Genomic DNA, 21,462 nt, shown 5'->3' on the forward strand with positions numbered 1-21,462 from the left:
TCTGGGGGCCGGGGCTGTCAGGAACTCGCTGACGTGGGCGGGGCTGGTCGTCCTCGTCGGGTGTGTGGTGGTTGTCGCGGCGCAGGCGCGTTCTGGTGGGCGGGTGTCGCGGGCGGAGGCGTACGGGCTGGCGCTGGCGTCGGCTCGGAGCCGGGTGAGGGGCAGCGGGGTGCGCAGCCGGTCGCGGTCCCTGCGGCGGTCCACGGGACGCGTTGGGTCTGGGTCCGGGTCACTGCGGTCGCGGTCGCCGTGGTGACCACTGCGGTGCTCGCCGCGTGCCTCGGTTTCGCTCAGCCGGAGCGTTCCGACAGCGCCGCCGCCATCGCGGACGTGGACCATGTCATCGAAGAGCTGCCGATCGTCTCCGTCGCTCACGTGGATGCGGCCGGGAGCAGTTCGCGGAGTTCGACGATGGCCGACTACACCGTCAACTTGCCCTCGGCGGACGGCGGCAGGCCCACTCCCGCGACGTTCCGCGCGTACAACGGCAAGGGCGTACGAGAGGTGGGCGACACCTACGAGGTCGCCTACGCGCCGGGGCAGCTCGGTCTCGGCGCGGTCGGCGACGTCTCGGTCCAGGCCGTCGAAGGACAGCTCAGCGGGCAGGCCTTGTCGTCCCGCAGCGTTCCCTTCGTCGCGGTCGGGTGGGCGGTCGCCGTCGTGCTGGCGGTGGCCGTGGGGACCGGTGTCGCGTCGCGGCCGCGTGGTGGGCGGCGTGTGGGTGGTGACTGGGTCGCACTGCGGGCGGTTGTGGCGGGGCAGGCGGAGTATGTCGAGGGAGCGGGCGGCGGTGGCGTCGGCACTCAGGAGAAGGGAAAGAGTGCCGGCCGTTACGCCTGCTTGACGTTGCGGACCGATGCCGACGAGGACGTTCCCTTGGCGGTCGCGGCGAAGCTGAGTGCCGCGGCTCCCGTACTCACCGGCGCCGCGGGCTGGCTCCTGTGGGACCCGCGGGGCGACGGGAAGGCCAAGGTCGCCGCGGACTTCGTCGCAGACGACGGCTCGCAGTTGCCTGGGCGGGTCCCCGGCGCGGTCGCGGCCCGTGTGGCCGCCGGGCCGCGCGGACCGGTCACCGTCGACGCGGGTCGCCGTACCCGGCTCCTGGAACTCGGCGGCTTCTGGCCGCGCACGGTGCCGGTGGGCCTGGTGGTCGGGATGCTGGTCGCGGCGGCTTGCGTGGGCGCGTTGCTCGTACCGATGAACGGTGGTTGGCGGGTCTGGACGGCCCTCGTGGTGGTACTCGCGCCGCTCCTCGGCCAGCTTCTCTCCAAGGAGGCGACGAGGACGAGCGCTCCGGGGGTTGCCGTGGAGCGCTGACCCGGCTCGAATCTGCGACGGGGGCGTGCAGGGGGACGACTGCCTGACCTCACGCCCCCGCCTGCGCGGCGAACGGCCCCGCGTGCGTCGGCACCGAAGCCACCGGCGCGATCCGCGCCCCCGCCCGCTCAGCGCTTTCCAGCTTGTCTGCAACGCCCCCGGTCACACGCTCGGTCCGTGAGATGGGCTTGGCCGGGCTCGGTTGCAGGAGTCGCTGCATCGCCGCCCCCCCCCCCGGAAGCCGTGCCTTGATCCGGCGTTCGAGGTCGGACTCCTGCGGTGGCTGGGGCAGCCGGAGCGGCTGGTCCGGCACGCCTCTCAGCCGAAGGGGTTCTCCCCCGCGGTGGGCCGGGTGCTGATCGGCGTGCCGCCGTAGTGCGAGGCGGGGTCGTCGCTGCCCGGTCTGCGCAATACGGCGGGCAGCTCGCCGGCTGCCGCGCGGGTGGTGGCGGACCCCGTCCCCGTACCGGGGTTCTCGAAGTCCTTGCTGGTGCGCTGGTCGTTCCACTCGTGTCCTTCGGCCGACGAGCGGAGGTTGGTGGCTCCGGCCTTGATGCGTGCGCGGAGGCCGTCCAGGGCCGGTTTCCAGCTACTGGACACGTCGCTCAGGGTGGACCCGAACGACCAGCCGACGAGCGAACTCCCCGCCGTATCGGCCTCCTTGACCGCCTTGTCGGCGGGGCCCGCAAAGTCCTCGGCGATCGCGTCGGCGGCACCTGCGGAGGCGCGAAGCTCGGCGGGGTCTACGTGCGTTTCCTTGGACATGCTCGGCTCCTCGGCTTCGTCTCGGCGCTCAGAACTGTTGCTGTTTAACGCCCGGCGGGAGCAGGCAGGGCGTGCGTACGGAGAAGGAGAAGCGCTGCGGCTTCGTCTTGCCCGAGCCCACCGTCTCGGCCATGACCCGGTAGTTGTTCTTCTCGTTCTCCGCCCACAGGAGAGCCGAGTCGTAGGCGTTCTTGAATTCGCGGTAGTCCGTGATCTTGTATCCGTGCTTGCGCAGCGAATCACGCAGGGCCCGCACCATTTCTGTGTGCCGTGTCGCCGGAGCCGACGAGTACACGTAGTAGAAGAGGCTGTACCGGCCGTCGTCCGCGACCTCGTCATGCGCTCCGACGCATGCCTCGAAGTTCGTTTTCGCGGTGTCCGGGACGATCTCCGCGCCGGACGCTCCGGCCATGTAGACGGTGAAGTCCTTGGCCCACTTCAAGGCCGCATCCCGCTCCACGCGCGGCAGCGGGGCGTTCCGGTCGTCGTTCTGGGACATGCAGGCTCCAGTCATCAGCAACACGGCGCACAGGGCGGCCACCCTGCACCAAAGGCGTTTCCTAACCGATGAATGTGCCTGAGACCGGATCGTCATTGACTTCCTTCGGTACTTCACGCGGGCGCCTTCCGGCAATGATCGATCCCTGATTGTCGAGAGACCGGCTGTTGTCGTCCCAATATCCGCTGTGGCCGCTGGTGTCGACTTCGAAGTTGTTCCCGCCGAACGGCGCGTTCAAGGGGTCGTCTCCAAGCGTGAGGCCGGCGAACTCATTGATGATGGGATCGTCCTTGGCTCCGCCGACCCACACGTGTTCCGGGTCCATTTGAAGGTCGGATGCCTCGTGGACCGTCATGCCGGGACTTCCGACCACCACCACGTCGTCGGCCCCCAGACCGCCCCCTCCGGCAGCCGCGGCACCGACCACAGTGGAGCCGTAGCTGTGGCCCATGACGGTGGTGTGGCTGGGTGAACCGTCATGGGAGGCGTGCGTGCCGGCGACGAACTGCCGGAGATCGGGTGCGGCATCGGCGGCCCGCCCCGTTCCCCCGACGCTGTCGAAGTCGGTGCTGGAGGCCTCGGGTGCGTCGTAGCCGATCCAGGTGACCATGGCCACGTCCTCACCGTCGGACCGGTTCAAGGCCGCTTCCCGCAATTTGTCGATCCGCTCGAGCTGCCCCGGTACCCCCTCCACACTGGTATTCGTCCCCGGCACCAGAATCCCCGTGTGCGCGGCCGTGTCCGGGTTGCCCATCGCGATGACGGCTCGCCCGTCGTCCTTGGAGTCGTAGTCGATGAGGTACAACTCCTTGCCCTTCGGCGCGCTGTCCGCCGCGTCGAGCCGGGTGCTCAGCAACTCGGCGTTCTTCAGGCGCTGGTTGACGGTCTCGACGCTCTCGCCCGGGAATTGCTCCTCGTAATTTCCCTCTCGGAGGGCGTTGAGTTCCTGGGCGAGGGCGGTGCGATTCGCGTCGTCGCGTACGTCGGTGGGCAGTCCGTCCGTCGCGCCGATCTGCTGCGGGTAGAGGGCGGTGTACTCCTGCCGTTCTTCCGGGCTGAGCGCTTTCCACCACTCGGCGGCCGCCTTGGGGTCGTTCTTGGGGATCTGCGGGTCCTGGACGCCGATGTCCTTCATGGCACGTTCGATGTCGTCGGCGGATTCGGCGGCCGCGTCGTGGCTGAGCGGGTCGGTGAGGATGTCACCGGTCAGCCGGCCGAGCGCCTTCGCTCCGTCGTCGCTTGCCTTGCGGGCGTCTGCCAGAGCCTCGTCGATGCGCGCGCGGTACTCGCCGAGCTGGGCGCTGCGATCGGCGACGATCTGTTGGGCGTCGGGGTCGTTGTGCGGCAGGTCCGCGGTCGTCGGGTCGCTCACCCAGCCGTCGTCGTCGACCTCGAAGCGGTCCGCTTCGGCACGCCGCACGGCATTGCGCAGCGCTGTCTGGGCCCCCAGCATCCAGATCCGCGTGGTGTCCACGACGCGCGCGACGCCCATGGCCTCGGTCTCCACCACTCCCAGCCGCGACTCGACGTCTTCCAGGAAGAAGAGCGCGCTGTCGGCGTCGTCGCCCTTCCAGGAGTGGTGCAATGGCCCGGTGACCTTCGTCCGGTGACGGGACATCAACGTATGGATGGTGCTGGAGAGTTCGCGCCACGCCTTGGCGGACGCCTCCGTGTCCGAGAAATCCTGTCTCAGTAATCGTGCGAAGTCAGAGGCCATGGCAGACCTCGACCGATACCCATATCGATACCGGCACCGATACCGGCACTGATACCGGCACTGATACTGATATTCCTGCATTCCCCCGACTTAACGACCAAGTGTGCACATTGCGTCGACCAAGCCAATTGGACATGGCGCGAAGCCCCCCGCTCCGGATAACCGTCTCCAGCACTGCGAGCGCCGAGTGTAGGTCAGGAAAACGGGGTCAAATACGGAATGCGGGCTTCACTCCGCCCTCGTGGCCGAAAACCGCCGTGCGCGCAGGGGCTGGAGGACCCCACACATGCCAACGGGGCCGGAAGATGCTTTCGCACCTGCCGACCCCGGCTGCGTATCGCTGCGCGCTACGCGTTACGCACTACGCATTACGACCAGACGCTGGTGTTGCGGCTCTCGGTCGCCTGGTAGTTCTGGGCGGCCGTGTCGAGCGCGCGGGCGATCGACTCGAGCGTCGAGTGGAGGGACGCGGCACGCTTGTCCCACTCGGCCTGCTTCTGCTGGTAGCCCTCCTGGGCCGCGCCTTCCCAGCTGGCGGCGATGCGCTTGACGCCGGACTCGAGGTCGTCGAGCTGCTGGCGGACGTTGCTGGCCGTGGACTTGACGTCCTGCGAAGCCTGGGAAATGGTCTGGAAATTGACCAGAACCTGACCGGACATGATGTCTCCCCCGGGGGATGTTGGACGGAAAGGTGAAGAAGGATTACGTCGGTGACGCGCTGTACGCCGATGGCTCCTCGTGGAGCCGGATCAGCGGCCGGGGCGGCTCATCCGAAGGGAGAGGCCTCGGCGCCAGAGGCGACGTGCGAGATCGACGAGGCCTGCTCGTCCTCGGACGTCTGGTAGTTCTGGGCGGTCGAGTCGATCGCTTCCTTGATCTCGTTGAGCACCCGGTTGAGGGCGGTGGCGTCCTCGTTCACCTGGTTCTGCAGGTTGTTGTACGCAGTGGCCGCCTGGCCCTTCCAGCCAGAGGTGATCGAGTCGACCACCGTCTGCAGTCGCTGGATCTCACCCTGGATGGACTCGTTCACCTGGGAGATACGGCCGCTGAACGCGACCATCTCCTCGTGCGTGACATTAAATTGACCGGCCATGGCCACTTGCCCCCATGAGAATTCGACATCGGTCCCCGCGCCGCTCGGCTTCCGGTGGGAAGCTGGGGCACGGGTGGCACTTCTCGATAGTGCCGCGACAGTACTTTAGCCACAACTGACACGGTCACCCAAGGCGGTTCCCGGGTGACCGGCCGTGCCGTGACAGGATCCACACAATGTCACGGTTCATTACAGGGGCGCGCTGTTCACACAGGACCCCCATACGTCCGTTACATCACCCAAAGACCGATCTGGCGCGGTCATGCTCCGCACTGCGCCCGGAACCGCTCGATCGCGAAGCGTCGTTCCCGGTCCCGCTGCCCGTGTCACCGGTCCCGCTGCTCGCGCCTCCGGTCCCGCTGCCCGCGTTTCCAGTACCACTGCTCCCGCCGCCCGGATCGCCGCCCGCCTCCTCGGGAGCCGGCTGCTCTCCCCTGAGGCGCGAGACACCGTTCTGCGCCGCGTCTCCGAGCGCCCCGCTCGCGCTGTCCACGGCACCGTCGAACACTCCCTGGGCCGCCTCGCCCGGCGACGAGACCATCGACTGCGGGTTCAGTGCCTCCGAGACGGCGTCACCCGCCTTCGGCAGACTCTCGGCGGTGCTGTCCATGATGCCCTGGGCCGCAGCCCCGGCCCCCTGGCCCACACCCTCGCCCGTCGCGTGGACACCCTCACCGATGCCCTCGCCGACCGCGCCGAGCCCCGCGCCCGCGGCCCCTCCGAGCATCCGGCCGGCCGGGCCGTACCGCCCGGCGGCCTCGCCGACGACACCCGCGGCGCCGTTGACGGTCTCCGAGGCGAAGGTGCCCACGCCGACCACGGCCGCCTCGCCCCACTTCATGCCGTCCTGCGCGCCGAAGTGGTTCTGCACGCCCTGCTGAACGAGGTTCTGCCCGGCCGCCTTGCCCGCCTCGACGGCCGCCTCCTTCACCACATCGAGGACCATGTCCTTGATCGACTGGACCGCCTGCTGCTCGACGGCCTGGGTGACCTGCTGGATGAGTTTCTGCTTCAGCTCGTCGAGGATGCGGCGCACGATGAGCCGGGTCGCCTGCGTGGCCCCGGCCGCGCCGATCTCCGAGAGACCGAACGTCACCGGCGCCGCGGCCTGCGCCGCCGCGATCTCGAAGGCCAGCGCGATGAGCTGCGCGATGACCGCGATCTTGCTGGCGACGACGATGACGGCGACCGCGTCGAGCGCGAAGGCGAGAATCTCGGCGGCCGTCGCGGCGTCGTCGAGGTAGCCGCCCCCGCCGCCGGAGAACTTCTTCCACGACTCCTCGAACCCCTGTGACGCGTCACCGGAGTTGGAGCCGAGTACGGCGACCGCGGCGCTGGTGCCGTCGTTCTGGGTGTCCCGCACCGCGGCGGCGAACTGTCGCCATGCCTCGGCCGCTTCGTGAATCTTGTCCTCGTCGGCGTCAGGCCAGCTGTAGCCGAGCAGGTCAAGGACCCATGCGACTTCGTCGGGCAGGGTCAATGCCATGCCGTGTCACTCCCCCGTGGTGCGTGTGTGTGATCGCGGTACGCGTGTTGGTGGTTCGCGTGATGGTGGTTCGCGCCCGGATGGTTCGTCCGGCGGTCAGAACTGCATGCCCAGGCCGGGGCGGCTCGACTGCTGCCCGATCATGATCTGGGCCTGGTCGTCCTCGGTCACCTCGTACTGGGTGGCCATGACGTTCAAGTTGCCGCCGATCTTGCCGAGTTCGTCGGCGAGATGCTCCATCGAGGTGTACATGCCTTCGCGCACCGGCTCGTAGATGTCGTTGAAGGTCCCGATGATGTCCTCGCCCCACTCCCCCTCGGCGCTCTCCAGGGCAGACTTGAGTGCCTTGGTGGCGGCCTGGAAGGACTTGCCCAACTCGCCGAAGGCGGCGCCCTGGTCCTTGAGGACCGCCGGATCGACGTCGAAACTGCCGGACCCGAAACCTGCCATGTGCTCCCCCATGAATGTGCGTGTGTCAATGCGTACGCATGTCGGTGCGCGTGTCGGTGCGCATGTCGGTGTGCGCGCCAATGCGCGCAGGTGGTGCGCAAGTAGGGCTGGACAGCGTGCAGTTGACGCGCACGACGACCCGCGCCCGCGGACGCAGACGTCCGGCTTCGTGACCCTAGTGATCTCGAGACGTGGCATCGGCACCGAATCGCCGGTCTTCACGTCCTCCTCGCACTATTGCCATGTCTCTGCGGTAGCGTTCCGCGACCGTCCACATCTCAGCCGTATCCGTGATGCGCGGAGCGGTGCACGGCGATCCGTTCGACACATCGGCACAGGGGGAAGCGCACCGAGATGTCCCACTACCCACCGCAGCCCAATCAGGGTGGCTATCCGCCGCCTCCGCAGGGCTCGTACCCACCGCCGCCCCCTCCGGGCCAGTACCCGCCCCATCCCCCTGCGGGCCAGTACCCGCCCCCGCCTGGGGGCCAGTACCCGCAACAGCCGCCCGGCCCCGGCTCGTACCAGCAGCCGCCCGCGCCCGGCGGCCCGTACCAACAACAGCCGCCGCCCCCGCCCGGCCCGTATCAACAACAGCCGCCACCCCCGCCCGGTCAGTACCAGCCCCAGCAGCAACCGGCTCCCGGTCAGTACCCGCCCCCGCAGCAGCCCGCGCCCGGCGGCCCCTACCAGCAGCAGCCGCCCGCTCCCGGCGCCTACCCGCCTCCGCCTCCTCCGCCGCCCGGCCCTTCGTCCGCGCCGCCCAAGCACCAGGTGCCGTTCATGGCGCGCCTGATCGGCGTAGGCGTCATCCTCGTCTCGCTGATCGCGAGCGGCATCTTTTTCTGGCAGGCCATGTACTCCGCCGGGCTGCGCGGCACGCACGGCGACTTCGAGGTGTCCCGCTGCGCGACGCAGACCGTCAGCTACCGCTCGCACGGCAAGCACCGCACCCGTGAAGAGGTGAAGTGCTACGGGAAGTTCGCCTCGGACAACGGCAACAGCGACGACGCCGACGCCTACATCGAGCCCTCGTCGTACCACTCCGTGGGCGCGAAGCTCTCCGTGACGCAGACGGACTCCGATGCGTCGCCGGAGAACCGCCGGTTCTCGTACGTCGAGTCCGACGCCTGGCACGGCGGGCAGATGTTCGCCTTCGCCTTCGCGATGCTGATCATGACTGCCCTGGGTTCCTTCATGCTGCTGACCGGCTACACGGGCAGGCGCAGCAGGGTGTCGTTCGGTGTCGCATGGCGGTCGACGGCGGGCCGGGCGACCCGGCTCGTCCCCCTCGGCCTGGCGGCGCTCGGCGCGCTGGGCGCGGTGGTCTCGCTGCTGCTGGGGCTGGTGCTGTAGCGGTTACCGCACCTGTCGCCGTTGCTCGTCACGCAACTCGGTCCCGTACCCCTCATCGTGTGGGCACGGGACCGAGCCGCGTAGTCGACTCGCGTCGATGTGTCGCCGTCAGCGATACACGAGCGACACGACCGGGGCCCCGGCCGCGACGAGCACACCAAGACCGGCCAACCCGCAGAGGATCGGACGCACTGGCCCCCAGCGCCCCAGACCTCGCCACGCCTGCCCGATGCTGATGCGTCCGTACCACGGGACCGAGCGCTGGTTCTGAGAAGTGGGACGCGGCGAGTAGCCGGTGAGGACGCAGAACAGGCCAACGGCCAGGGTGAAGGCCCCGCCCCCCATCAGGAACAGCGCGCGGGAGAGGTCGCTCGGGACCAGCTCGCCGCCGGCTTCGTCGGAGTACCCGCCAGGGACCTTGAATGCGGGAACCCGCTCGCCCTCTTCGTCATGCCAGAGCATCTTGGCACTGACCCCGGTCGCGGTCTGCCCGGTGACGTGGTCCTCGAACGTGCCCTTGCACTCGGTGTGGTCGCCGGCGAATGCGCACGACTCGGTGCGGAACGTGCCGGGGTGCGCGGTGACGGTCACATGTCCATTGAGGGCTCCGGCCCCGCCGAGCCCGAAAAAGAGGCCCAACAGGACGATGAAGGTTCCGGACAGCCAACCACCGAGGTGCTGCCATACGTAGGTACTGCGCGTCTCGGCACGGCCCCGCAGCTGGTCGCTCTGAAGACTCACGTCACGCACCGCCCGCCAACCAGCTCCCGGCGAACAGCACCGGGCACAGCACCGCGAAGACGACGAGGATCGGCAGCGCCGGGCCGCGCTCGTGCCGTACGACGTGCCATCCCTCCTCGAGGGTGACTCGTCCGAAGCGACGTTCGCGTTCGCGCCAGACACCGAAGAAGGCGCTGACGTGGAGGGGTGGGCGCGGCTGGTAGCCGGTCAGCAGGAGGAAGGCACCGACGACCCACAGCAGGTCCGTGATGCCGAGCCAGAACAGCGCCCTGGAGAGCTTGGCCGTGGTGAGTTCGCCGTCGGCCGTGTCCGTGTAGCCGTCGTCCGTCTTGAACGCGGGGATCGCGGCGCTCTGAATGGCGTCGCGCTCCCACTGCATGGTGGCGCCCCGGCTCTTCTCACCGCTCGCGTCGTCCTCGAACGTGCCGGTGCAGGAGTAGCCCGACCCAGCGGGCTCGCACGACTGCACCACCAGCGCCCCCGGCCGCGCCGAGACCGACACATGGCCGTCGAGGTACCCGATGCCCGTCCACGCCGTGGCACAGCCGATGACCACGATGCCGATGCCGGCGATCCAGCCGAACATGCGCCGGAAGATGTAATTGCGCCGAGCCACGTACTGCTCGGCGGCCCCCGTGGATGTCACGTCAGCGCCCGCTCTCAACGAATCCTGGTGTCACGGGGCCCGGCGTTCTTCGGGTCCTCGTCCGGGTCGTAGTCCCGCACCCGCTGCCGCTCCTGCGGAGACATGTTCCGCCACTGCTCCCGCAGCGGCGCAAGCCCCTCACCCAGGGCACGGTGCCCGGACGAGGAATCAAGCACGTCCTTCAACTCCATACGCCCACCCAGGAGTTGACGCGCAAGATCCTGCAACGCAGGCGGCGCGTTCTTCATGTCCCGCACCTTGCGCAACGACTCCGTCAGATGCTCGTTCTGCTCCTCGGTGAGGTTCCTGTCCTCGATCGGGTACTCACGCTCGCCCTGCGCCGCGTACCCCTTGTCACCACTACTCATGGCGTGGTGCCCCCTAGCTATGTGTCATGTGTACGTGGCGAATCGCCTTCACCACCGACCTCCGGCATCGGGCTCGCGCACGAGCTCAGGCGCGGTGCATCGCGTCCCGTACCCTAACGGACCGGGCCTGCGAGCCCGCGGTCGTAGCCCTCCCCCCACCACCGAAGGTCGGTATTCGTGAGTCAGCCTGTGGAACAGCAGTCGAAGGCCCGCTTGCGGGACCGCGGCATTCTCGGATTCATATTCATTGCGGTCTTCGTGGTGTTGGCGTCCTGGTTCTCGTTCCAGGCTGTCTACTCCAGCGGGAACATCGGAACTGGGGGGACATTCACGGCGAGTTCATGCGAAGAGACCTTCAGTAGGACTCCCGGCGGCAGCTCCCGCAAGAACGGCTCCACGCACGAACTGCAGGTGACGTGCAACGGCGAGTTCCGCCCCGACGGGAACACCGCGGCCGCCACGTCCGTTCGTATGACGCTGCAGCCCGGGGATGCCCCGGTCTCGGACGGTGACGCCTACCTCCGCGAGCTGATGAACACCGGAGGCAAGGGCACAGAACTGCACACGGCCCGACTGGACCCCGACTCGGTCCTCGGAAACTTCCTCGGCGAGTTCAACACGTCGAACCCAGAGAAGACGGAGCGGTCCGCATTCATGGCGCTGGGCGGCCTTTTCTTCCTCGCCGCCGGAATCTTCTGCCTCAAGGCCGACTGGCCGCGAGGGGGCGGCGGAAGCCTCCCGCTCAAGGTCGCCTGGCGCCAGAGCGTCGGCCCGGGGACCCGCGGCTCGGTGATCACGGTGGCATCCGCCGCCGTCCTCGGCATCATCCTGACAAAGATCTTCATCTGACCGGCAAACACAAGTGACGCACGTGGGCCCCGAGCCGAGTACGACTCGGGGCCCACGGCGTCGCTGTGCTCTCCGTCAAGTCAGGAAGACCACCAGCGGCCCCGTCGCCAGCAACACCAGACCCAGGACGCAGAAGGCGATGATCGACCAGAGGAGCAGGGCGCTCGAGCGCACAACCTGCCACGCCTCTCCGAAGGAGACCCGACCCCACCGGGACCAGCTGCCGGACATCCGCGGCGGGCGCGGCGTATACCCGGTCGCCAGGAAGAAGGTGCCGGTGCCGATCATCAACGCGGCTGCGCCGAACACCATGGACGCTCCACCGAGCATCCCCTTGGTGACCTCTCCCGGGTTGTCGTACGAGTAGCCGCCGTCCGGTGCCCGGTACACAGCCGCCAGGCTGCCCTTGAGCTCGTCGGAGTGGGCCACGAAGACGGCGTCGTCGAACGTCCGGCGGTCCCCGCCGTCCTCCCGGAAAGCGCCTGTGCACCGGTAGTCGTCTCCTGCGGGCGCACACGCGGCGAATCTGAACAGTCCTTGAGTGCCGACCCCGTCAGCGGGAGTAACCCGCCAGCCGGCCCAACTTCCCGCGGAAATGAGAATCTTGACGGCGAACACGACGAGCACGGCTCCGAAGATCCAGCCCGCCCCCCGCCGGTACACGAACGACCGTCGAGCCCGATGCCGCTGCCACGCCTCGCTGTTGGTAGCCACAGTTCCTACCGAATCCTGCCGTCACGTCCGGGGGCGTTCTTCGGGTCCTCGTCCGGGTCGTAGTCCCGCACCCGCTGCCGCTCCTGGGGAGACATGTTCCGCCACTGCTCCCGCAACGGCGCAAGCCCCTCACCCAGGGCACGGTGCCCGGACGAGGAATCGAGCACGTCCTTCAACTCCATACGCCCACCCAGGAGTTGACGCGCAAGATCCTGCAACGCAGGCGGCGCGTTCTTCATGTCCCGCACCTTGCGCAACGACTCCGTCAGGTGCTCGTTCTGCTCCTCGGTAAGATTCTTGTCCTCGATCGGGTACTCACGCTCGCCCTGTGGCTCGAAGCGGTTTCCGGTGCTCATGGTGTGCTGGTCTCCTCGTCGGGGCGGTGCGGCGGGATGTCGGTGTGGTCGGTCAGCCGAATACGGTGCGGACGCGATCCTTCTCGGGAACACCTTCGGCGCTCGTCGCACTGCCCTGCCTGGGCTCCGGCGGCGCCTGTGCAGCGCCGGCCTCCTGCGAGGTGCCACTGCCCGACTCTTGCGAGGTGCCCTCTCCTGCCCCCTGGGCCGTACCGCCACCGGACTCCGAGGTCGTCGTGCCACCACCCGACTCGGACGTCGTACCGCTGCCGGACCCCGAAGTGCTCCCGCCGCCGGATTCGGACGTGGTACCGCCGCCGGACCCCTCTCCGGAGCCGCCACCGGCCTCCGACGTCGCACTGCCGCCCGATCCCGATGTCGTACCGCCGCCCGACCCCTCTCCGGAACCGCCACCGGACTCCGACGTCGTGCCGCTGCCCGACTCCTCGCCCTTCTTCTCCGTGAAGTTGTTGAAGAGTTCGCCGGAACCCTGCGCGATCTTCGACAGGCCGCCGTCGTCGCCCTTCGCCGTGTCGATAGCGCCCTCGACGACCTTGCCGCCCGCCTTCGTCTCGAAGTGGTAGCCGGAACCGTCGTCGTCTTCCTTGATCTCCCCGGCGACCTTGCCCAGCACAGGGTTGGCGGCGGCGACGCCCAGCGACGTCAGGCTCTCGCCCCAGCTGCCGCCCGCACCGAACGATGCCTTGATGCCCTGGGAAGCCAGCTCGCCGGCCACCTTCTTGCCTACGTCCTTCGCCAGGTCGACGGCCATGTCCTTGGCCTTGACGACGACGCGCTCCTTGACGGCCTTGATGACCGCCTCTTCGACCTTCTGCGCAGCTTCGGTCAGGGCGCGCTTGACCAGCATCCGGATCATGACGACGCGGCCGGCAAGCGCGGCCTCGGAGGCGCCCAGCGTCACAGGCGCAGACGCCTGGGCGATGGCGAACTCGATGGCCAAGTCGATGAGTTGGACGATGACGAAGATCTTCAGAGCGATGACGGCGATCGCGCACATCTCGAGCATCAATGCCAGTACTTCACCGGCGCCGGCCAGACCGTCCAGGTAGCCGATGCCGTGTCCACCGATACCGAGGCCGTTGTCGGCGAACTTGCCCCATTCCTTCATGAAGGCGTCCGCGGCATCACCGACGTGCGCGCTCACGACGAGGCTCGCCGCCGTATTGCCCTGCTCCTGGTACTCAGAAACGGCCTGCCCGAAGTCACGCCATTCCTGAGCGGCCTGATACAGCAGGTCCTCGTCGATATTCGGCCACTCAAAACCCAGAAGATCGAGAACCCAGTCGAGTTCCCCAGGCAACATAATGGACACGGGATTTTCCCCTCAGGACACAGAGCTGCGCCGCCGTATCGGCGCACGCGGATTGGACACGGACGGGCGACCCGAGGGCCGCGCGCAGTCGGATCAGCCGTGACGCTGCTGAGCAGCCTGCTTCAGCGCGTGGTAATGATCCTCTTCCGTCTGCTCATAGCTGCGCGCCGTGGAGTCGAGCTTCTCGCCCACGCCCTTCATGGCCTCGCCGAGGTGCTCGAGAGCGCCGAGGATGCCTCCGCTCACCGGCCCGTACACATCGAGAAGCGCGCTGACGACCTTGACGTCGTCCTCGCCCCACCCCTTTTCGAGCGCCTTGATCCGTTCCTCGAATGCCTTCGACTTGGTGGCGAACTCGCTCGCCATCCGGTCAAAGCTCCGCGCCTGCGCCTTCAGGACGTCCGGATCGACATCGAACTGCGGGCCCGCCATGTCATCCCCCTGCTGCCTGTCATTGTCGGGACCACAGTCGAATCCCGGCCACTAGATTAGTCGACTGCCGCATCGGCCAGAGCCGGACAAACGGCATCTTCACACGTCACACGCACCACAGTCACCGTGATGCGTTACCGTTCTGCTGCCATTCGGCTGTTGGTGCGCAGATGCGGAACAACTTGATTCAGCCACCCGGCAAAGGCTTCGCGGTGGCGCCGGTCATCAAATCCTTTCTGGCCAAGTCCCTTCCCGCACCGCCACGTTAGGGTTCCCCGGCGGGTCACGGCGGGCTTGGAGGGTCCAGGTGGAGGAGCCGGTGGCTTGGGGAGTGGGTATTCGTGGCTTTTCGGAAGTTCCTCAGTTCGCTCGGTGTCGGTGCGCCCGAGGTCGAGACCACGCTCAGTGCGAGCGCCGTACGGCCGGGGGACCAGTTGCACTGCAATGTGCAGCTGAAGGGCGGCTCGGTGGACATCGAGGTCGAGCGGGTCCGGATCGAGATCGTCACCCGGTTCGAGGACCTGGAGGAGACCGAGGTCCTGTGGAGCAATCCGGGGGTCGTGAAGTCCCTCGTGCTCGGCGAGAAGTTCGAGCTGAAGGCCGGGGAGACGAAAGACGGGCAGGTCTCGTTCGAGGTGCCGTGGGAGACCCCGTTGACGCACTTCCTTGGCGGGCGGCCGCTGAAGGGGGCGCGGGTCGCGGTCCGTACCGAGCTGACCGTCGACAACGCCGTGGACCGCGGTGACTTCGACGAGATCCAGGTGCACGCGCTGCCCGCGCAGGACGCACTGCTGCAGGCGTACGCCAACCTCGGCTTCCGCTTCGACGAGGCCGAGGTGAAGAAGGGCACGCCGACCGGTGGCCACAACTCGCAGGCCGACTTCTGGCAGGAGATCGAGATGTGGTTCCCGCCGGAGTACCGGCGGCCCGGCGGGCAGTTGGAGTCGATGTTCTTCGCCCGTCACGACTCTCTCGACCTGGTCACCGGCAGGTACGGGCCGTTCGCCTTCCCGTACGACAACATCGACGTACCGGCCTGGACCGCCTGGCTCGACCAGCATCTGCGGTCGACCTTCCAGCGGTGAGCACATGAGCAGCACGTACGAGGGAGGGGGCCGCGTCCACACCGGACGCGGCCCCCTCCCTCGTTACCGCTTGTACGTGGATGCCTACTGCGGCGGCGGCTGGTTCGTCCAGCCCGACGGCAGGCCGCCCCCCGGCTGCTGCGGGGGCTGCTGCTGCGGCGCCTGCGGCTGCTGGGGCGGCTGCTGCTGCGGGTAGCCGTAGCCGGGCTGACCGCCCTGCTGCGGGGCCGGGGGCTGCTGCTGCCCGTACCCCTGCTGCGGCGGATAGCCGGCCGGGGGCATGCCCGGCTGCTGGCCGCCGTACATGCCGCCCGCCTGCATCTGGGCCTCGGCGCGCTGCGCGAAGTCCTCGGCGATCAGCGCCGCGATCTCGAAGTACGCCTCACGCGTCTTCGGGCGCATCATGTCGAGGTCGACCTCGGCACCGGCCGCCAGGTGCTCGTCGAACGGGACGACGACCACGCCGCGGCAGCGCGTCTCGAAGTGGCTGACGATGTCGTCCACCTTGATCATCTTGCCGGTCTCGCGGACACCGGAGATGACGGTGAGGGAGCGCTGGACGAGGTCCGCGTAGCCGTGCGCCGACAGCCAGTCGAGCGTGGTGCTCGCGCTGGACGCGCCGTCGACGGACGGCGTCGAGATGATGACCAACTGGTCGGCCAGGTCCAGGACTCCACGCATCGCCGAGTAGAGCAGACCGGTACCCGAGTCGGTGAGGATGATCGGGTACTGCTTGCCCAGGACGTCGAGCGCGGACCGGTAGTCGGCGTCGTTGAAGGACGTCGAGACAGCCGGGTCCACATCGTTGGCGATGATCTCCAGGCCGGACGGGGCCTGCGAGGTGAACCGGCGGATGTCCATGTACGAGTGCAGGTGCGGGATGTTCTGCACCAGGTCGCGGATGGTCGCGCCGGTCTCGCGACGGACGCGGCGACCGAGCGTGCCGGCGTCCGGGTTGGCGTCGATCGCCAGGATCTTGTCCTGGCGCTCCGAGGCGAGGGTCGCGCCGATCGACATCGTGGTGGTCGTCTTGCCGACGCCGCCCTTGAGGCTGATCACGGCGATCCGGTAGCAGGACGTGACCGGCGTGCGCATCATCTGGAGCTTGCGCTGGCGCTCGGCCTCGGCCGCCTTGGCGCCCAGCTTGAACTTGCTGGGGCCCTTGTTGTTGTTCTTGCGCTTGGGCTGGTTGCGCAGAAGGCGGTCGGAGCTCAGCTCGACCTGCGCGTTGTAGCCGAGCGGTGCGCCCGGCGCCGAACGCTGCTGGCCCGCACCCGGGTCCCAGCCTGCGCGCGGGTCGACGGCCGGCTGCGGGTACGAGCCCTGGGCGGGGGCACCCGGAGCGGGCTGCTGCTGACCGGGAGCCGGCTGGCCCGGAGCGGGCTGACCGGGCTGGGGCTGACCGGGCTGCGGGTAGCCGTAACCACCGGCGGTGGGCTGCTGCTGCGCAGGAGGCTGAACCGGCTGGCCGGGCTGACCCGGAGCCTGCTGACCCGGCTGCTGCGGGGGCATCGGCTGACCGGGCTGTCCGGGAGCGGGCTGTCCGGGAGCGGGCTGCTGCTGCGCCTGAGGCTGCGGCTGGCCCGGCTGGCCCGGCTGGCCCGGCTGGCCCGGCTGCTGCGGCGGGTAGCCGTAACCCGGCGCCGGCGGCTGCGGATAGCCGTACCCACCGGCCGCGGGCGGCTGCGGCGCCCCCGGAGCGGGCTGACCCGGCTGCGGCTGACCCGGCTGCGGCTGCTGCGGCGGATAGCCGTAACCACCAGCAGTGGGCTGCGGCTGCGCAGGGGGCTGACCGTACGGACCCGGCTGCTGCGGCGGCTGCTGCTGCGGAGGCATCGGCTGACCGGGCTGACCCGGAGCGGGCTGACCCGGGGCAGGCTGACCGGGAGCGGGCTGCTGCTGGCCCGGCTGCTGCTGGCCCGGCTGGCCGGGCTGCTGCGGCGGGTAGCCGTAACCCGGCGCCGGCGGCTGCGGATAGCCGTACCCACCGGCCGCGGGCGGCTGCGGCGCACCCGGAGCGGGCTGACCCGGCTGCGGCTGCTGCGGCGGATAGCCGTAACCACCGGCAGTGGGCTGCGGCTGCGCGGGGGCGGCCGGAGGCGCGGCAGGAGCCGCGTTCGGCGCCACCGGAGGCTGCGGCGCGGCCGGAGCCGGAGCACCGGCCTCCGGAGCGCCGGGCACCTGCGAACCGGCCGTGTCGGCCGCCTGGTTCACGTCCACCGCGTCCGCGGACGGCGCGGTCTCGGACGTGGCCGTCGCGGAGTCCGAGGTGTCCTCGGCGTCGTCGTCATCGTCGTCGTCCCCCCAGAGGTCACCTGTGGGATCGACCGTGCCGGACCGGTGGCTCGACGGGGCGGCTTCGGCCTCGGGAGCCGCAGGAGCGGCGGGAGGTGCGGCAGGCGCCGCCGGCGGTGCGGCAGGAGGTGCAGCCGGAGCGGCCGGAGGCGTCGCGTCCCCAGCACCCGTACCCGTACCCGGGCCCCCGAAGGACGGGAAGCCGGGAGCGGCCGGCGCGGGCGGCGGAGGAGTCGCGTGCCCACCGGACGTCGAATTCCCACCGGAGGTCGCGTTCCCACCGGACGTCGCGTCGGACGAGGAGTTCGCGGGCGTGCCGGACGGCGGCGTCGTGTTCGACTCGCTTGGCTGCGCGTACCAGGACGGCGCGTCGAAATCGAGCCGGAACTCGCCGGTCAGCTCCGTCTCGATCGAACCGTCGCCGGGGTCCGGGTTCCGCTGGTCCCGGTCACTGGTCACTGTGCCTCCTGGTCTCTGCTGTGCACCTGAACGACCGGTTCCGGCGGGACCTGGTGGGTCGCGCGTCGTCGCCCCCGACCGTCGCGGCGGCCCCGCGTCACTTGCGTCTCAGCCGTTCGTCCGGACAGCGTAAACGGTTCGGGGCGGCCGTCGTAAAGGCGGTACACGTCACCACGTACCCGCTCTCGACGGCACCACCCGCCTCTCGGGCCGCCCACCACCGCTCCGGTCGCTGTCGAACCGGTCCCTCGTCAGTCCATCCGGCGCGGGCCGCCGAGCAGCCCGGTCTCCGGTTCCGTCGGCTGCACCATCACGAACTGGCGCTTGTCGCCCGCGATCCACAACATCGTCGCGTCGCTGAGCGTGGGCAGCGTCTGGGTGAGCTGCTCGGGCAGCCGCAGCACGCGGCCGATGACCTCGGCCTCCTGCGGGGAGAGGTTCTGCAGTCCGATCACGTCGGCGCGGGCGAGCAGTCGCGGCGCACGCGGGCCGAGGAAGGGCACGACGGTGAGCGTCGACTGCCACGGCGTCGGCGCGATCTGGGACCGTCCGGGCTGCGCGCCCAGGTCCCGTACGACGAGGACCGGGCTCGCGACCGACGCGCCCTGCGCGGCCATCTGGCGCGGCTCGTACACCGACACGCACTGCAGTCCGCCGCCCGCGGCCTGCGCCATCGGCGCCCACGCGGCGGGCCGCACGGACTCGACGGCGATCCGGGCGCCGATGGCCGCGGTGCGCAGCGCGATGATCTGCGCGGTCCACATCGAGCCGACGACGACGATCTCGCGGGGCCTGGGCCGCAGCACGTCGAGGACGGCGGGCGCGCCCTGCGGGTCGACGCCGATGACGACACCGTCGTCCCCGACGCTCACGCCGAGCGAGCCGAGCGACTTCTTCGGCATGACGTGCCGACGGCGGCGCGGTCCGCGCAGTCCGTAGCCGGGGCTGGTGAACTCCTCCTCGAACTCCGCGAAGTCGTCGTCGCCGGAGGGTTCGTCGGGCAGGGCCCGGTGCGTGGGCCGGCCGGAGCCGACCTCCGGCGCGGGCGCGTACGTCATGGTGGCACCGGTCTGCGCGGTGGCCTGCTGCGGCACCTGGGCGATACCGCCGACGACGCCCTGGGACGGGTCCTCCGGCTGCGCCTGCGCGTACTGCTGCTGGGCGGCGGCCTGCTGCTGCGCCGCGAGTTGCTGTTGCTGCGCCATGTGCTGCTGGCGCTGCTGGTCCTCCCACTCGCGGCGGCGCGCCTCGGCCTCCTCGGCGCGGCGCTGCTCCTCCTGGTAGCGGGCGCGCAACTGCCGCTGTTCCTCGGCATGTTGAGCCGCGGCGGCCTGCTGCTGGGCTGCGGCCTGCTGCTGCGCGGCCTGTTCGGCGGCGGCCTGCTGCTGCGCCGCCTGCTGCTGCGCGACCTGCTGGTGGGCCACCTGCTCGGGCGTGGGCTGCTGCTGTTGCTGCTGCTGCGGGTAGCCGTACCCGCCCGCCTCGGGAGTGGGCTGCTGCTGCGGGTACCCGTAGCCACCCGCCTCCGGAGTGGGCTGCTGCTGTTGCTGTTGCTGGGGGTAGCCGTAGCCGCCCGCCTCGGGAGTCGGCTGCTGTTGCTGCGGATAGCCGTAGCCACCGGCATCGGGGGTCGGCTGCTGCTGCTGTTGCTGCGGATAGCCGTACCCGCCGGCCTCAGGCGTCGGCTGCTGCTGGGCGGCGGCCTGCTGCGCCTCCCACTGCCTGCGCCGCTCCGCCGCCTCCGCGGCACGCCGCTCCTGCTCGGCAGCCTGCTGCTCCGGCGTCAACTGCTGCTGCTCCTGCTGCGGGTAGCCGTACCCGCCCGCCTCGGGAGCCGGCTGCTGCTGGGCGGCGGCCTGCTGCGCCTCCCACTGCCTGCGCCGCTCCGCCGCCTCCGCGGCGCGCCGCTCCTGCTCGGCCTGCTGCTCGGGCGTGAGCTGCGCGCGGGGATCCTGGTTTCCGGGGGTGCTCATCAGCGCGTGCCTCCGAGGGGAAGAGTGGCGAGGAGGCCGGGCAGCTGTTCCCGGTCGAGTCGGACGAGGCCGGCCTTGAGGCCGGAGGCGGCGCGCTCGAGCTCGCGCTTGGCCTGCCCGAGTTCGTTCTCGCTGCGCGCGGAGAGGCGCACGTGTCCGCTGACCGCGACGTCCTCACGGCCCGCGCGCGCGAGGGCGACGCTGAACGTCGTCGCGAGCGTACGGGTCGTGGACAGGCCGGAGGCGAGTGCGCCGAGCGGCGTGCCACCGCGGCCGAGCTGCGGCCAGGTACCGATCCAGTACGAGGCGTGCCAGCGGTCGTCGCACCGCCAGGCGCGCACGCTCTCCTCGGTACGCGGACCCGAACGGCCCTGCTGGGACTGGGCGTTGAGGTTGGCGCGCGGGTTGACGCAGGTGGCGACGGAGAGCGCGGAGAGCACGGCGTTCTCGTCGAGGACCTCGGCGACGAAGCCCTGGCCGTTGAGCCGGCTGATCAGCTGGTCGGCGGCGCGCAGCAGCGCACGCTGGGCACCGCGCAGGTCGCCACCGCGGGCCTCCACGGCCTCCGGGCACAGCTCGGGGTCGAGCTTGAGCGCGACCCACGTCATCCGTACGGCCGGGGTCCCGGCCTGCGCCTGGAGCGCGGCGTACGCCTGCGCGGCGAGGGCCTGCGCCGGCAGGTGCGGGGCGGGCGCGGGCTGGGTGTACTGCACCAGCTGCACGGATTCGAGGTGGATGTCCTCGACGTCCAGGGAGTCGGCGAGCAGCTCCATGGGCAGCGGCCGGGCGTCACCCTGCGGGCGCAGCGGGCCGGGCGCGGAGTCCACCTGAACGAGTGCTGTGAGGAACGAGCCGTCACCGACGAAACCGACGAGCCGCCGGTCCCGGGCCTCGTACTCGTACGTGCGCAGGCTCGGGTCGGCCTCCAGCAGCGGGGCGAAGCCGCTGTCGATGTCGGCGGGCGGCGGACCGTTGAAGGCGCGGCGGCGGCGCTTGAGGGCGCGGCCGATCGCCATCCACTCGGGCAGCGGGTGGCGGCGGCGCCGGCCGAGCTGAAGGAAGACGAGCAGCCCGCCGACGATGGCGGCGGGCACCATCAGCACCGCCTTGATCGCGGCGGCCGCCACGACGAGCGCCAGCGCGATCTCGATGATGACCAAGTGGTGCGTGCTGATCGGTCCGAAGCTGCCGATCTTGCGCGGCAGCTTGGGCCTGGCCGGACCTACGGCCTCCTGCTGCGGCGGCGGCGCGGCCTGCGCGGTACGACCACCGCGCCCGCCCTGCCCACCTGGTCGGCCGGTGGGGCGGCCGCCGGAACGGCCCCCTCCGCGGCGCCCGTTCGGGGCCGGTCGCCCCTGATTGCCACGCTGTCGGGTCCTGCTGGCGCTGGACATCCCCCGCCCTGCTCCTTCGCTCGCTGCTGTGCTGAATCGTGATGGCCGGCTGGGTGGAATCGGTCGGAATCGGACCGCCCCGGGGCCATCGGGACCCAACGTCGGCTGGCGCGTGGAAAAACCGTACCCGTACG

The 21,462-nt window shown here is 69.9% G+C and carries 21 protein-coding genes; 4 read left to right on the forward strand and 17 right to left on the reverse strand.

What is annotated here, in order from left to right:
• Positions 1–252 precede the first annotated feature (252 nt).
• Positions 253–1,317: a hypothetical protein gene (locus tag ACY34M_RS38970; RefSeq protein WP_462723123.1), complete on the forward strand. Its 1,065-nt coding sequence runs from the start codon at positions 253–255 to the stop codon at positions 1,315–1,317.
• 318 nt (positions 1,318–1,635) lie between these two features.
• On the opposite strand, the gene ACY34M_RS38975 is transcribed toward ACY34M_RS38970, so the two are convergent.
• The 7 genes from ACY34M_RS38975 to ACY34M_RS39005 form a co-directional block, all read right to left on the reverse strand.
• A complete protein-coding gene (locus ACY34M_RS38975) occupies positions 1,636–2,082 on the reverse strand; it encodes a type VII secretion target (protein ID WP_462723122.1) in 447 nt (148 codons plus the stop codon).
• Positions 2,083–2,110: 28 nt separating this feature from the next.
• Complete coding sequence (locus tag ACY34M_RS38980; RefSeq protein WP_462723121.1) at positions 2,111–2,581, reverse strand: hypothetical protein; 471 nt, start codon at positions 2,579–2,581, stop codon at positions 2,111–2,113.
• A gap of 61 nt (positions 2,582–2,642) precedes the next feature.
• Positions 2,643–4,379, reverse strand: a complete 1,737-nt coding sequence (locus ACY34M_RS38985; RefSeq protein ID WP_462724136.1) for an alpha/beta hydrolase — start codon at positions 4,377–4,379, stop codon at positions 2,643–2,645.
• 287 nt (positions 4,380–4,666) lie between these two features.
• The gene (locus ACY34M_RS38990; RefSeq protein WP_462723119.1) at positions 4,667–4,957 is read right to left on the reverse strand and encodes a WXG100 family type VII secretion target; all 291 of its coding nucleotides are present in this window, start codon (positions 4,955–4,957) and stop codon (positions 4,667–4,669) included.
• Positions 4,958–5,064: 107 nt separating this feature from the next.
• Positions 5,065–5,391: a WXG100 family type VII secretion target gene (locus ACY34M_RS38995; protein WP_425828833.1), complete on the reverse strand. Its 327-nt coding sequence runs from the start codon at positions 5,389–5,391 to the stop codon at positions 5,065–5,067.
• Positions 5,392–5,626: 235 nt separating this feature from the next.
• The gene (locus ACY34M_RS39000; RefSeq protein WP_462723118.1) at positions 5,627–6,877 is read right to left on the reverse strand and encodes a WXG100-like domain-containing protein; all 1,251 of its coding nucleotides are present in this window, start codon (positions 6,875–6,877) and stop codon (positions 5,627–5,629) included.
• 96 nt (positions 6,878–6,973) lie between these two features.
• The gene (locus ACY34M_RS39005; protein ID WP_462723117.1) at positions 6,974–7,327 is read right to left on the reverse strand and encodes a WXG100 family type VII secretion target; all 354 of its coding nucleotides are present in this window, start codon (positions 7,325–7,327) and stop codon (positions 6,974–6,976) included.
• 354 nt (positions 7,328–7,681) lie between these two features.
• Between ACY34M_RS39005 and ACY34M_RS39010 the strand changes: the two genes are divergently transcribed.
• The gene (locus ACY34M_RS39010) at positions 7,682–8,683 is read left to right on the forward strand and encodes a hypothetical protein (protein WP_462723116.1); all 1,002 of its coding nucleotides are present in this window, start codon (positions 7,682–7,684) and stop codon (positions 8,681–8,683) included.
• A 108-nt stretch (positions 8,684–8,791) separates the two neighbouring features.
• On the opposite strand, the gene ACY34M_RS39015 is transcribed toward ACY34M_RS39010, so the two are convergent.
• Genes ACY34M_RS39015 through ACY34M_RS39025 form a run of 3 tightly spaced genes read right to left on the reverse strand, consistent with a single transcriptional unit; the run spans position 8,792 to position 10,438 of the window.
• Positions 8,792–9,424, reverse strand: coding sequence for a hypothetical protein (locus tag ACY34M_RS39015; protein ID WP_462723115.1), 633 nt, complete (start codon positions 9,422–9,424; stop codon positions 8,792–8,794).
• A 1-nt stretch (position 9,425) separates the two neighbouring features.
• Positions 9,426–10,070 (reverse strand): hypothetical protein, encoded by a 645-nt coding sequence (locus tag ACY34M_RS39020; protein ID WP_462723114.1) that lies wholly within the window; start codon positions 10,068–10,070, stop codon positions 9,426–9,428.
• 14 nt (positions 10,071–10,084) lie between these two features.
• Positions 10,085–10,438 carry a hypothetical protein gene (locus ACY34M_RS39025; RefSeq protein ID WP_462723113.1) on the reverse strand — a complete coding sequence of 118 codons (354 nt, stop codon included), beginning with the start codon at positions 10,436–10,438 and terminating at the stop codon, positions 10,085–10,087.
• Positions 10,439–10,615: 177 nt separating this feature from the next.
• Between ACY34M_RS39025 and ACY34M_RS39030 the strand changes: the two genes are divergently transcribed.
• Positions 10,616–11,287 (forward strand): hypothetical protein, encoded by a 672-nt coding sequence (locus ACY34M_RS39030; RefSeq protein WP_462724137.1) that lies wholly within the window; start codon positions 10,616–10,618, stop codon positions 11,285–11,287.
• Between the two features lie 75 nt (positions 11,288–11,362).
• Here the strand turns inward: ACY34M_RS39030 and ACY34M_RS39035 are convergent, their stop codons facing one another.
• The 4 genes from ACY34M_RS39035 to ACY34M_RS39050 form a co-directional block, all read right to left on the reverse strand.
• Positions 11,363–12,001, reverse strand: a complete 639-nt coding sequence (locus tag ACY34M_RS39035; RefSeq protein ID WP_462723111.1) for a hypothetical protein — start codon at positions 11,999–12,001, stop codon at positions 11,363–11,365.
• Positions 12,002–12,006: 5 nt separating this feature from the next.
• A complete protein-coding gene (locus ACY34M_RS39040; RefSeq protein ID WP_462723110.1) occupies positions 12,007–12,357 on the reverse strand; it encodes a hypothetical protein in 351 nt (116 codons plus the stop codon).
• 52 nt (positions 12,358–12,409) lie between these two features.
• The gene (locus ACY34M_RS39045) at positions 12,410–13,681 is read right to left on the reverse strand and encodes a WXG100-like domain-containing protein (RefSeq protein WP_462723159.1); all 1,272 of its coding nucleotides are present in this window, start codon (positions 13,679–13,681) and stop codon (positions 12,410–12,412) included.
• 102 nt (positions 13,682–13,783) lie between these two features.
• Entirely contained in the window at positions 13,784–14,122 is a 339-nt protein-coding gene (locus ACY34M_RS39050; RefSeq protein ID WP_462723109.1) for a WXG100 family type VII secretion target, read from the reverse strand.
• Between the two features lie 341 nt (positions 14,123–14,463).
• Here ACY34M_RS39050 and ACY34M_RS39055 point away from each other — a divergent pair, with 341 nt between their 5' ends.
• Positions 14,464–15,207 (forward strand): sporulation protein, encoded by a 744-nt coding sequence (locus ACY34M_RS39055; RefSeq protein WP_462723108.1) that lies wholly within the window; start codon positions 14,464–14,466, stop codon positions 15,205–15,207.
• Between the two features lie 84 nt (positions 15,208–15,291).
• Here the strand turns inward: ACY34M_RS39055 and ACY34M_RS39060 are convergent, their stop codons facing one another.
• The 3 genes from ACY34M_RS39060 to eccE all read right to left on the reverse strand — a co-directional run bounded on the left by ACY34M_RS39060 (position 15,292) and on the right by eccE (position 21,328).
• Positions 15,292–17,961, reverse strand: a complete 2,670-nt coding sequence (locus tag ACY34M_RS39060) for an AAA family ATPase (RefSeq protein WP_462723107.1) — start codon at positions 17,959–17,961, stop codon at positions 15,292–15,294.
• 251 nt (positions 17,962–18,212) lie between these two features.
• Positions 18,213–19,934, reverse strand: coding sequence for a hypothetical protein (locus tag ACY34M_RS39065; RefSeq protein WP_462723106.1), 1,722 nt, complete (start codon positions 19,932–19,934; stop codon positions 18,213–18,215).
• Positions 19,934–21,328, reverse strand: a complete 1,395-nt coding sequence (gene eccE, locus ACY34M_RS39070; protein WP_462723105.1) for a type VII secretion protein EccE — start codon at positions 21,326–21,328, stop codon at positions 19,934–19,936. The genes ACY34M_RS39065 and eccE overlap by 1 nt, the downstream gene beginning before the upstream one ends.
• Positions 21,329–21,462 lie beyond the last annotated feature (134 nt).

The organism is Streptomyces sp. EDA2-14, from assembly GCF_054963755.1.